At 57.1% G+C, this 10,978-nt stretch carries 12 protein-coding genes and 2 pseudogenes; 5 read left to right on the top strand and 9 right to left on the bottom strand.

Annotated elements, in window-relative coordinates; translation table 11 throughout:
- Positions 1-123 precede the first annotated feature (123 nt).
- From arsC to NKJ06_RS03630, 5 genes and pseudogenes are all read right to left on the bottom strand, one after another.
- Positions 124-546 carry an arsenate reductase (glutaredoxin) gene (gene arsC, locus NKJ06_RS03650; protein ID WP_352511151.1) on the bottom strand — a complete coding sequence of 141 codons (423 nt, stop codon included), beginning with the start codon at positions 544-546 and terminating at the stop codon, positions 124-126.
- Positions 543-1,232: an aquaporin gene (locus NKJ06_RS03645; protein ID WP_352511153.1), complete on the bottom strand. Its 690-nt coding sequence runs from the start codon at positions 1,230-1,232 to the stop codon at positions 543-545. Before NKJ06_RS03645 ends, arsC begins: the two co-directional genes overlap by 4 nt.
- 5 nt (positions 1,233-1,237) lie before the next feature.
- The gene (locus NKJ06_RS03640) at positions 1,238-1,747 is read right to left on the bottom strand and encodes an arsenate reductase ArsC (protein ID WP_352511155.1); all 510 of its coding nucleotides are present in this window, start codon (positions 1,745-1,747) and stop codon (positions 1,238-1,240) included.
- Positions 1,748-1,758: 11 nt separating this feature from the next.
- Positions 1,759-2,091, bottom strand: coding sequence for an ArsR/SmtB family transcription factor (locus NKJ06_RS03635; RefSeq protein WP_352511157.1), 333 nt, complete (start codon positions 2,089-2,091; stop codon positions 1,759-1,761).
- 69 nt (positions 2,092-2,160) lie between these two features.
- Positions 2,161-2,290, bottom strand: a pseudogene (locus tag NKJ06_RS03630) (IS481 family transposase); the annotation flags it as partial.
- Positions 2,291-2,868: 578 nt separating this feature from the next.
- Between NKJ06_RS03630 and NKJ06_RS03625 the strand changes: the two are divergent.
- On the top strand, positions 2,869-3,648 hold the full coding sequence (locus NKJ06_RS03625) for a DUF1194 domain-containing protein (RefSeq protein WP_352511159.1): 780 nt from the start codon (positions 2,869-2,871) through the stop codon (positions 3,646-3,648).
- 44 nt (positions 3,649-3,692) lie between these two features.
- Here NKJ06_RS03625 and NKJ06_RS03620 read toward each other — a convergent pair whose 3' ends face one another.
- Positions 3,693-4,724 carry a hypothetical protein gene (locus NKJ06_RS03620; protein ID WP_352809126.1) on the bottom strand — a complete coding sequence of 344 codons (1,032 nt, stop codon included), beginning with the start codon at positions 4,722-4,724 and terminating at the stop codon, positions 3,693-3,695.
- 140 nt (positions 4,725-4,864) lie between these two features.
- Between NKJ06_RS03620 and NKJ06_RS03615 the strand changes: the two are divergent.
- Positions 4,865-5,047: pseudogene (locus NKJ06_RS03615) on the top strand (AAA family ATPase); the annotation flags it as partial.
- A 111-nt stretch (positions 5,048-5,158) separates the two neighbouring features.
- On the opposite strand, the gene NKJ06_RS03610 reads toward NKJ06_RS03615, so the two are convergent.
- The 3 genes from NKJ06_RS03610 to NKJ06_RS03600 all read right to left on the bottom strand — a co-directional run bounded on the left by NKJ06_RS03610 (position 5,159) and on the right by NKJ06_RS03600 (position 7,341).
- Positions 5,159-5,344: a hypothetical protein gene (locus NKJ06_RS03610; RefSeq protein ID WP_352511162.1), complete on the bottom strand. Its 186-nt coding sequence runs from the start codon at positions 5,342-5,344 to the stop codon at positions 5,159-5,161.
- Positions 5,345-5,605: 261 nt separating this feature from the next.
- On the bottom strand, positions 5,606-5,962 hold the full coding sequence (locus NKJ06_RS03605) for a hypothetical protein (RefSeq protein WP_352511163.1): 357 nt from the start codon (positions 5,960-5,962) through the stop codon (positions 5,606-5,608).
- A 467-nt stretch (positions 5,963-6,429) separates the two neighbouring features.
- Positions 6,430-7,341 (bottom strand): LysR family transcriptional regulator, encoded by a 912-nt coding sequence (locus NKJ06_RS03600; RefSeq protein WP_352511165.1) that lies wholly within the window; start codon positions 7,339-7,341, stop codon positions 6,430-6,432.
- 132 nt (positions 7,342-7,473) lie between these two features.
- Between NKJ06_RS03600 and NKJ06_RS03595 the strand changes: the two genes are divergently transcribed.
- The 3 genes from NKJ06_RS03595 (at position 7,474) to NKJ06_RS03585 (ending at position 10,970) form a co-directional block, all read left to right on the top strand.
- Complete coding sequence (locus tag NKJ06_RS03595; protein ID WP_352809124.1) at positions 7,474-8,478, top strand: NADP-dependent oxidoreductase; 1,005 nt, start codon at positions 7,474-7,476, stop codon at positions 8,476-8,478.
- A 374-nt stretch (positions 8,479-8,852) separates the two neighbouring features.
- On the top strand, positions 8,853-9,446 hold the full coding sequence (locus NKJ06_RS03590; protein ID WP_352809122.1) for an SET domain-containing protein-lysine N-methyltransferase: 594 nt from the start codon (positions 8,853-8,855) through the stop codon (positions 9,444-9,446).
- 387 nt (positions 9,447-9,833) lie between these two features.
- The gene (locus NKJ06_RS03585; protein WP_352511168.1) at positions 9,834-10,970 is read left to right on the top strand and encodes an aromatic ring-hydroxylating oxygenase subunit alpha; all 1,137 of its coding nucleotides are present in this window, start codon (positions 9,834-9,836) and stop codon (positions 10,968-10,970) included.
- The last annotated feature ends 8 nt before the right edge of the window (positions 10,971-10,978 follow it).

Genomic DNA, 10,978 nt, shown 5'->3' with positions numbered 1-10,978 from the left:
GGAAGCGTGAAGTGCCGCTGATAAAGATAGGGGCTTACACGCCGAAGTGAGCGATATTCAGTGACGCGTCAGGATTGCTCGTCGTCCACGTTCGGCAGCGAGTCTTCGGCCACATGGTCCCCATCAGGCAATGCGCTTGCCCTTTGTGTCGACGACAACCTCCCCATCCTCTTTGACGAACAGCCCGATATTGGGGTTGGGCAGGATGTCGAGAACCGCTTCCGAAGGCCGCGCGAGGACGACGCCGAGACGCGTCACCACGATCGGCCGATTGATCAGGATCGGATGCGCCATCATGAAGTCCAGGATTTCATCGTCGGTCCACTTGGGATTGCCGAGATCGAGTTCAGCGTAAGGCGTGTCCTTCTCGCGCAGCAATTGGCGAGGCGTCTTTCCCATCGCAGCAATCAGTTCGACGAGCTTTTCGCGCGGTGGCGGGTTCTTCAGATATTCGATCACTTGCGGCTCGTCGCCGGACTGGCGGATCATGGCCAGCGTGTTCCGGGAGGTGCCGCAGTCAGGGTTGTGGTAGATCGTAACAGTCATTCGGCAGCCTTCATCTGTCTGATTGGTTTCGGTTCGGCAAGCAGCCAGCCCGCCAGGGCCATCGCGAGCAAGGCCCCCAGCAATTCGGCAGCTATGAAACCCGGCAGGTCGACCGGTCGGATGCCAGAAAACGTGTCTGAAAAGGCGCGGGCGATCGCGACGGCCGGGTTGGCGAAGGACGTCGAGGCGGTGAACCAGTAGGCGGCTGTGATGTAGAGCCCGACCAGCCAGGGGATCGCGTCGGAGCGGAAGCGCAGGCCTGCCAGGATGGTGAAGATAAGGCCGAAGGCCGCGACTGCCTCGGCGATCCACTGCCCTGTCCCGGTCCGCACCGTCGCGGAGGCCTGCAGGATCGGCAACTCGAACATGGCGTGCGCCAGAAACGTCCCGGCGATGCCGCCGACGATTTGGGCGATGACATAGGCGACCGCCGCGTTCGCTTCCATCTCGCGGCGGAGCGCGAACACCAGCGTGACGACGGGATTGAAGTGCGCCCCCGAGATCGGTCCCAGTATCGTGACCAGCACGACAAGGATGGCCCCAGTCGGCAACGTGTTGCCGAGCAGCGAAATGGCAACGTCGTGGGTCATCCGGGATGCCATGATGCCGGAGCCGACAACGGTCGCGACAAGCAGCGCGGTTCCCAAGGCTTCCGCGACGATGCGGCGTGGCAGGTCGTTCGCCACGGGGTTCAGCCGGCCTTCGGCAGGTTGCGGCCGATCTCGTCCAGGCACTTCTGCAAGGTGAGCTTGTCGACCATGTTCATGGGCAAGCTCACGAAGATCGAGATGCGGTTGTTGAGCATGCGGTAGGCTTCGGCGAAGGCGAGATGCTTTTCGGCGTCGGTGCCTTCCACCGCGGCCGGGTCAGGAATGCCCCAGTGCGCCGTCATCGGCTGCCCCGGCCAGACCGGGCAGGATTCGTTGGCCGCGTTGTCGCAGACGGTGAAAACGAAATTCATCTCAGGCGCGCCGGGGACCGCGAATTCCTTCCAGTCCTTGGAACGGGCGAAGGACGTGTCGTAGTTGATGGTTTCCAGAAGCTGAAGGGAGTACGGGTGCACTTGCCCTTTGGGATGCGATCCGGCCGAATAGGCCTTGAACTTGCCAGCGCCGACGCGGTTCAGGATTGCCTCTGCAAGGATGGATCGCGCCGAATTGCCCGTGCAGAGAAACAGGACGTTGTAGATTTGATCGCTCATGGCTTCCTTCCTCAGCATTTGCAGGTCACAGCCTGAATGACTGGCTGACAAAGTTCCGGCGCGCCGTTGCAGCAATCCTCCATCAGGTATGCCAGCAGATCGCGGAACCCGGTCATGTCGGCGACGTAGCGGACGATGCGTCCATCGCGTTCGGCGCGCACCAGCCCCGCGTGGTCAAGAACCTTCAGGTGCGCCGACATGGTGTTCTGCACGGTATCAAGGCGCGAGGCGATCTCGCCGGCGGGCACGCCATCGGCGCCTGCCTTAACGAGCAGGCGGAAGACTTCGAGCCGGGTATCCTGGCCGAGCGCTGCCAATGCGAGGAGAGCGGACTTTTTATCCATGTATCCATAAATCCGGAATTAAGGGTATTTATCGCCAACATATGACAGCGGGATGACAAATAGCCAAGTCCGCTGATCAAAGTTGTAGGCCGCTACGAAGTCAGCTAGGTGCCGATGCAGATTGTTCGTGGCTTTCGTAGTGGAAGCGCTTGACCGTCGAGTCTTTGATGGTGCGGTTCATGCGCTCGACCTGGCTCATTGGATGCCGCAGCGGCAGGCTGACCTCGGTCGATAGAACTCGCGTCTTTATATTAATTATGGCTAATATCGGCAGCGGGGCAATGCTGGTCCAAGGACAGCCCACCTTACAAACCTATCTCTGAAGAAGTGGTGAGAACCGTCAGCGCCCGGCTGTATTCCGATATTCTGAAGGCAGCATGCTGATGCTGGTCCAGGACGGGTACGCCATCGTGCCTAACGTGACTGAGAACAACTCATCCCGGTTACTCTCGGAAATGGCATTTGACGCCAGACGTCGGCTTGGTCTCCCGCCACAATTCGGTTGCTTTCGTGCATACTGGCACGATGACAATCCGGACTGGTAAACGATCAATAGGCTGCCTGGCTCGTTGCAGTATCTCGGGCACTTGGCAAAGCTTGAACCGTCGGCGCTCTTGCGACGCAGGGGGGTGGCCAGTCCACATGCGATCCCCCACGAACCACTGACACGTCTGCCATCTATACATTAGCACTGTCTAATGTATATTGACGTGACCGCCGTAGATTGCGGTGGTCATTTAGGGACTGAGCGCGCGTTGCAGGGGGAACCGACAGGAGATGAAAACTCTCTCGTGTTCTGTTTTGACAGCGGGACTGCTTATCCTGGTGATTGTTGATCGGCCTTTTCGTTCTGCTGATACTGGAATTTTTCTTAGTGAAGTTGCAGACAAATCACTCCTCGACTCAATTAGTGAAGTCGACGTTGCTATAGTGCTTGCCGCTGACATGTCCGGTTCCATTAACGAGGCAGAGGCGGCTCTACAACGCGAGAGCTATGCAGCCGCGTTGGAGTCCGACACCGTGCTGAAGGCGATCAAAAAGGGTTTGCACGGTAAAATCGCCGTCACCTTCGTCGAATGGTCGAGCTTCGGCTCCTTGAAAACTCGCTTGGACTGGACCGTCCTCTCCGATGCAAATGATGCGTCCGTTGTCGCTGAGACGATCCGCAAAAAGTCGGATAGGCAAGGTCCAGGACCGCACGGTGCGAAAACGTCGATCTCGTACGCGATCGACGTTTCTGTTGATGCGTTGGAGAGACTGCCCTTTCCAACGTCGCGCAGGGTCATCGACATCTCAGGCGACGGAGCCAACAACGATGGATCATCATTAGAAGATAGCCGCTGGAGAGCGCTTCAGAAGGCAATCATAATCAACGGTCTGCCAATCGGGCGCGAAGTGGAAAATGGCGAGACAACCGCGGAGTACTACGAGCGGCATGTGATCGGAGGGCCTGGATCATTTGTAATTCCGGCCGACAGCCTCGCCGAGTTTCAATGGGCGATCTTAAACAAACTGATCCGAGAAGTTGGATCCATTCCTGACGGAACACGTTCTTAGGATCGCCATGTGGCGAGAGGCAGAGACAAGACCAAGCCGACCGATCAGGAAGGGTTGACCTGATAGCCGAGGTCGATGATCTGGTTGATTGGCGCAACGACAAGACCGTCACTCCCGACAAGCGAGCGGTCGCCAATCCGCTGTCGCTCGCGCGGGACGAGTGTCTGCCCGTCGAGAAAGCTAGCGAAGAGGCCTTCCTCAAGGCCGACGAAACGGACGAGGTTCGGATCTGGCAGGAGAGCGGTCAGCTCCTTCGCGCGGTCAAAGTCCAGATCGAGAGGGCCGAACGGCGTCATGACCGCTCCGGTAAAGAATCGCTTCTCCTGATCATCGGCCAATCGCACGCGACGGCGCGGGGTGACTGCGAACTCGCCGTCGAACGCCTCTATAAGGCCAAGGCCAAGCGCGGTCTGGCCGACATGGGTTCGGGCGACTGCCTGGACGAGTTGTTCCAGTTCCTTGGTCGAGAGTTCCTGACCGTCGGTTTCCGGGTCGAGCGCGTAGAGAAACGGATCACGCGGAGGATTGGCCAGCCCCCACCGTGACATGACCGCCCATCCTTTCACGCGCTTAGAACGCCATGTGGTTCGCGGGCGGTTGCGGACACGCTTTTGCACGCGCACGCCCCTAATCTGGCCATCCGCCGTCTTAATGGGGCCGGGCATTCCGCCGCGGCTGGCGTTGCTCTTCTGATGGGAGCCCTTTGCCTCTCCGATCGCCAGTTCTCCGGGCCGTGCGCAGATCCAGTCCGGCATTTCCGTCTGCGAACGCGGCTTGCGGCTGATCCGCCAGTTTGGCGAAAGATGAAAGTTGTCCCCGTCGATCGCGGCAAACCAGACGAACTCATGGTGCACCTCAAGATAGGCGCGGGCGAAGAAGCGCCCGAACAGTCCCGAGAAGGAACGACGCATTTCGGTGCCCCGTCCGGGCCCTCGGCCGCGCCAGACCAGGTTCGGACTGGGCTCGAGCAAGTCTTCGAGGAACGCGAAGAGGGAATTCGAGCGCGGGGCGGTCTGAAGAATCTCGTTCCACGCAGAGCGGGCGACTTCATCGATGTCGAAGGAAACCCGCGACATCGGCCGACCGGCGGGCGTTTGCAGATGCGCCGGACAGGCCGATGGCGGATTGATGATGAAGCGCTGCGATCGGATGCTCATATAAAGGCACTCGCCTATCCTTTGGTGCGGGTATTTGCGTCAGCTGCTACTCGCGGGTTTTGCAACGCTGCCGTGTCAATAATCTTGGCGGCGAGCGCAGAGCAATCCTTATTTCCGAAATCCACACGAGCGGCTTTCGGTGTTTCGCGCCGACAGCGCCACTAGAACTTAAACTTTCGCCAGGACTCGACATCGTCGTCGGCCCGAATGACGCCGGGAAGAGCGCGACCATCGACGCCCCACACTATGTGCTTCGGAGGCGTGGCGACGAGTTAACCGTGCCGTCGGCATCTGTTCCCCGCCGACCAGCCGACCGCGCGGCAGGGATTGAGAGCGGCGAAGCTTCCGCCAGTCTAACGGCTACATCTCACCGGTATCTCGGCGATGCATTCCTCGAGACGCTCCAGGCGGAACTTCGCATTGGGAAGTTCATGTCCGGCTTCGAAACGTCGATGGCGCCCCTGAGGTGTGGTTGCGATGAGGTCGCGCTCCAGTTCGGCAATGCGCGCACGCACCTGCCGGGCGTCGTCCTGACGCAACGCCTTGATCCATCCACCGCCCGCGCATCGGTTTTCCTGCTGCCAGCACCCCAAAAGCCATGCGGGAGTATGCCACCGAGATTCTAATTTCTGGCAAGCCGAAACGCTCTAAATTTAACATCCGCTAATATACATCCAGAGAAGACAAAGAGGCTCTTCGAGAAGGAGATCGGCGCCGCTTGGGAGGAAGCACTTATAAACCCCCGGACTTGACGTCGCGTCGGCCGATGAGCGGCAGCGCCAAAGCGCAGTGACAGGCCGTCAAGCGCCGGGCAGCGTGCCCTTCGCCGACATCTCGAAGACATCGAGCAGGATGGCCAGCCCGACGCCGCGCGCGGTCGGGATGAGGCCCGCCATGAAGATGCGGTTAGCGCGTTCGTAGATGGGTCGGCGGAGCGAACTCATGTCGAGCAGCATGGACAGCGTCCGCATCTGCAACGCGATGCCGACCAGGATCGGCACAACGGCGAACAGGTCGTAGAATCGCCATGGCATGGGGTTCGCCGCCCAATGCGTGACAAAGCCGAGCGAAAAGGCAAGCAGGATGCCCACGACGGTGATTGTTCCGTTGCGGAAAATCGTCTCGATCAGATCTTCCTTCGGATCGTGCTCGTCCAAGCGTCCCTCCCCTCCCTAAGCCGTTGCAGGCCTTTGCACGGTCGACCTAAGCTCTCGGGAAATCCCTGTACATCGCCGCCAATTAGTCAAGGGCAGAGGCCCGAAGCCATACGGCAACGTTTCAGGTTTGCGTTGCCCCTCATCGCCCTGCCGGGCATTTCTCCCCGTTTACGGGGCCGGAGTTGTACAAAAGGAAATTTGAATAACACCGGGCGGGTCTACACCGGAGCCGCATCAGGACTCTCTCACAGTTCGCCTTTTTGCGGCAAGAAATTACTAGAGCCCGTCCAGTTTAATCGGGATCACAATCCAGCAGCCGGCGGGCTGCGCCATGAAGTTCCATCCCATGGCTGCCTGGCTGAGGCTGATTTTTCGAGGTGCGGCTGATGTCGTCGCTGGGCGCTCGCCCGAACTCGGGGGCCTGCACAACAGTTGGGACAAGAACGATACTGGCAGCATTCAAGTGTTCAACTACCGAAAACCTCAGTCAAGTAGTCAATGAACACTCGTATCTTCTGCGGTGTATGGCGCCGTTGCGCATAAAAGGCGTAGATTGGTTGCTCCACGGGTCCGTAGTTTGGCAGCAGCTGCACCAGACGGTTTTCTGCAATGTCGTCTGTAATCAAAAAATCCGGTAGCAATGAATAGCCGTATCCGGTCAGGCACGCATTTTTCACTGCCTGTGCGGAGTTCATTGCAAAGTGTTGCAGAACTTCGAAATCGATGATTTCACCCAAATGTCTAAACTGGTGTGTTCGCCCCCATTCTCCGCTGACTTGCGAGACCGATGGATAGCTTCTGATTTCGTCGAGCGATTTGGGCATCCCAAACCTTCGACAGAATTCGGGAGAGGCGACAAATATTATCCTTTGCGTAGATATCTTCTGCGCAATCATAGATGAATCGCTTAATGGACCAACTCGAATTGCAACATCGTAATGCTCTTCGATAAGATCAACCAAGCGGTTGCCGACATCCAGTGAGATGCCTAGCTGGGGAAACCTTTGCAAAAACTCAGGCAAGGCTGGCGCTAGGCATTCGTTGCCGAACGCCGTAACGCACGACACGCGCAATTGCCCGCGCGGGGTGTCGTGGCGCTCGCGAACCACGCTCCGCATGTTATCGAGCTGCTCAAGTATGCCGGAACTTTTTTCCACAAAGTCCAGGCCGGCATCGGTTAGATTGAGTTGACGGGTGGTACGGTTGAAAAGACGCACCCCTAAATCGGCCTCCAGCTCAGCCATAATTCGACTCACTGACGGCGCGGAAAGCCTTAACTCCCGGCTTGCTGCGGTGAAACTTCCAAGGCGCGCAACTTCGACAGCGATGCGCATTGCCGCCACCATATCCATCAGCCACTCTTTCATAATGTAAAACAATGTTTCTCCAAGTTGCCCATTATCACGGGATGCGATCTATTGCATCAAGAAGAAAGGCGGTTCGGCCATCAGGGTTTGAGTGGCGGAACCGGCCGAGACATCGGGGCACCTGTACTCGTAAGGAGGACCGCCATGGCCAAAAATCCTAGCTGGGTACTACGGAGTTATCCGTCGGGAATGCCGACGGTCGGCAGTTGGACGCTGGAAGATCGCCCGATTCTGGAACCCGCAAACGGAGAACTGCTACTCAAAACCCTGTGGCTTTCGGTGGATCCGTACATGCGCGGTAGGATCAGTCGGGCAAAAAATTACGCCGCTGGCTTCGGATTGGGAGAGCTGATGTCGGGAGGTGGAATCGGGGAAGTGATCTCATCGGAATCTCCCGATTTCAAACCCGGTGATATGGTCATGAGTGACTATTTTGGATGGCAGCCTCTTACTACCGTTCCTGCCTCGTCAGCCAAGCTTGTGACCGTTACCGACGCCCCAATGCAAGCCTCGCTCAGCTACCTAGGGATGCCAGGTCTGACCGCGTATTTCTCGCTACTCAAGACCGGCAATCCGAAAAAAGGCGAAACAGTTTTGATATCGGCGGCCTCTGGTGGCGTGGGGCAGATTGCGGGCCAAATCGCGCGGATCAAGGGGCTTGATCCGGTTGCTGTTGCAGGCACGGACGCAAAACTCGAGTGGTGCAAAAAACTTGGGTATCGCGAAGGCGTCAACCACCGAACGTCCACTGACTTGGTGGCCGATGTCGCCGCTGCATGCCCGAACGGAGTGGACGTTTTTATCGATAATACCGCGGGACCGATACATGATGCGGCAATGTTAAATCTAAATACGTTCGGTCGAGTTATCGTGGTCGGAACGGTTGCTTTGGCTGATCGTTTCGATCAACAGGATATCGGTTTGCGGCATCTCCGGAAAACCCTGATCACCCGCGCTCGGATCGAGGGTTTTTTGCTTGATGACCATGAAAACGAATTTGAGACAGCAAAGGCCGACCTTCTATCCTGGTATAAACAGGGGCTTCTTGAGACAAGAGAAGACATCGCTGAAGGGATCGAATCGGTGCCGTATGCCTTTGTCCGCTTGTTGAATGGCGAGAACTTCGGCAAGCAGCTAGTAAAACTATGAACCTAAATGATGTTTTGTCATTAATTGCCGCGGGAAGCCGTGAGTTCTTTATCCGACTGAGCGGCCGATTTCATGGACGGCCCTACTTGAGATTCCCGTGCGCAACGAACCGCTTTGTTCGAGGATTCGTTCCCGCGATCCTAATAGCGAAACAGCGGGAGCGGCGTGGCGGACTGTACGATCGCCGCTTTCCGACATTGATTGTCGCGTTTCCACCGTTCGCCATGTCGTTAAGCTGGCCCTGCCTCAACCAAAATAGCTGAAAGCGGCGAAAAGATCCTCTTCAGGGCGAGCGGATAAATTGGCACGGATCTTGATGCATTTTTTATAAGGGAACTGACCGTCTCATAAGAGCAGATCAGCGCCCAGTTGAAGTGTCATCATGGAAGAATCGCGTCGTGCCGAATCCACGCGCAAAGAAATGCGCCTCTATCTTATCAGACGATGTTGGCTGTGCCAGGAGAATCAATGTCCGCAACGTGACGGTCCGCGACACGGGCGACGAGAGAGGACGCGGCGTGTTCGCCGCTCGTCATTTCTTGCCCGGCGAGATCGTTATGATTGGGCTAGTCCAACGCATGGAAAAAGCTAGGGCAATATATACAATTCAAATGGATTGGAATGTTCATGCGCTCTTTGAGGAGCCGACGATATTCTCGAATCACTCTTGTGATCCCAATCTCGCCATCGTGCCTAACCGATTCGGAGCCTATAGTTTCATTGCAATTCGGGAAATCTCGCCTGATGTCGAGGTGACGTGGGATTATGCCACCTCGGAGATCGAGTGCATCGGGGTATCAGCCTGTCTTTGTTCGGCAGCAAATTGTCGAAAAACAGTCGGGGGCTTCCCCAAGTTGCCTCCGGATCATCCGCTGCTCGCGTCAGCATTCTACGCACCTTATCTCCAACGAAACCCTAGGCATTTCCCGAGGGGGATAGGGATGTTGGCAAAGATCGTAGGCTCCTAGCGCCTGGAGACATTACTCACAGATTGAGTTGAATGCCAACCTACGCTCATCCGGCCACACAGCAGGCAAAGGAGACGAGGCCAACAGCAAAAAACAGCGCTCATCTTGGTTGAAGGTCATGGAGTAATGGTCTGCTAATCGCAAAGCTGCCCAGCGGTCTTCATCCTATTACCTCGTCGGCTGATCCAGCTCCCTACGAGTATGCTGCGGCGAAGGGGCTTGCGGCAGTCCGTGCCAATACAGATTCACCCGACGTCAGCTCCTCAACAGAGTCCGGCGTTCAATACCCGCTTATCGGTTGGCGGCGGCTTCCAAGGAGGTAGAAAGCTTTGCTTCGGAGATCGGCCTGCCGATGTTTAATACGCAGCTGACCAGAGGGCTTTTGCCATGAAGATCGATGTTCCGTACCCACCCCAGGAAGTGGCCCATTCGAGAACGTTGCCGGGTAGTTTCTACGCCGATCCCGCCATTTTTGAGGCCGAGAAACAGGGCATCTTCATGAAAAGCTGGCACTACGCTTGCCATGAAAGCGCCCTGTTGGAGAAAGGCGCATTCGTTACGCTGCAAATCTTTGATCAGCGCGTGTTCGTGGTTTGCGAACAGGACGGGCAGATCCGGGCTTTCTTCAACGTCTGTGCTCACCGCGGACATCTACTGCTGGAAGGCCGCGGTGAGAAGAAGGTCATCACCTGTCCGTATCATGATTGGAGCTACGACCTTACCGGGCGGCTGGTAGCAGCTAGGGAAAGTGGCCAGGACAAGAAATTCGTGCGTTCGGCCATCTGTCTGAAGCCTGTCCAAGTGGGTTTTATCGCGGGTTTTGTCTTCGTGAACCTCGACGCGGGCGCCGCCCCGTTCTCAGACTATACTGCCGAGCTGGCAGCAAGCATCGCCAGCGTCATCCCCGACCTGAGCGGCTACAAGGTGCGTGAAGGCGTCGGCTATTTCGGGGGCGACTACGAGTGTAACTGGAAGATCGCGATCGACAACTATCTCGAATGCTACCACTGCGAGACTGCCCACAAGAGCTTTTGCGACATGATGGACGCAAAACGCTCGACTTTCACTCTGCACGATAATTTCATCTATCAGTTCGTCCCTTCCGGCGGGAAAGAGACCAGCGCCGCCTATCCGATTAATCTGGAGGAGGATGCCGTTGACGGACATTTCTGGCTCCTCTTCCCCAACATCATCTTCTCGATCTTTCCGGGCACGAAGAACTTTTCGGTCTCGTGGGTCGAGCCCGTCTCGGCCGAAACTTCCATACGGCGGTTCGTGACGCTCACGCCCGACAACATCTCGAAGGAGCGGGAAGCCGCGCGCTCGAAATGGGGGTTAGACGTTCTGAACGAGGAGGACCGGCAAATCTGCCGCAGTGTGCAAAAAGGGATGTTCCAGCGCGGCTTCGACATGGGCTATTATGTCCTCGATTCGCTGAACGGCAATTTTAGTGAGGACACGGTTCGACAATTCCATCGCATGTACATGCGATGGATGTTTCCCGATGCGGGTGTCAGGACGTGATCGGGGCT

The sequence above is a fragment of the Mesorhizobium sp. M0293 genome, from assembly GCF_040321735.1.
Taxonomy (GTDB): domain Bacteria; phylum Pseudomonadota; class Alphaproteobacteria; order Rhizobiales; family Rhizobiaceae; genus Mesorhizobium.
Note: the sequence above shows the minus strand (reverse complement) of the source record. Positions and strands in the feature narration are given on the sequence as shown.

Coding starts and splice junctions, on each gene's coding strand:
- NKJ06_RS03635 (WP_352511157.1), bottom strand. CDS start 2,091: ATGGATAAAAAGTCCGCTCTCCTCGCATTGGCAGCGCTCGGCCAGGAT.
- NKJ06_RS03595 (WP_352809124.1), top strand. CDS start 7,474: ATGGCCAAAAATCCTAGCTGGGTACTACGGAGTTATCCGTCGGGAATG.
- arsC (WP_352511151.1), bottom strand. CDS start 546: ATGACTGTTACGATCTACCACAACCCTGACTGCGGCACCTCCCGGAAC.
- NKJ06_RS03620 (WP_352809126.1), bottom strand. CDS start 4,724: ATGTCGCGGGTTTCCTTCGACATCGATGAAGTCGCCCGCTCTGCGTGG.
- NKJ06_RS03585 (WP_352511168.1), top strand. CDS start 9,834: ATGAAGATCGATGTTCCGTACCCACCCCAGGAAGTGGCCCATTCGAGA.
- NKJ06_RS03625 (WP_352511159.1), top strand. CDS start 2,869: ATGAAAACTCTCTCGTGTTCTGTTTTGACAGCGGGACTGCTTATCCTG.
- NKJ06_RS03640 (WP_352511155.1), bottom strand. CDS start 1,747: ATGAGCGATCAAATCTACAACGTCCTGTTTCTCTGCACGGGCAATTCG.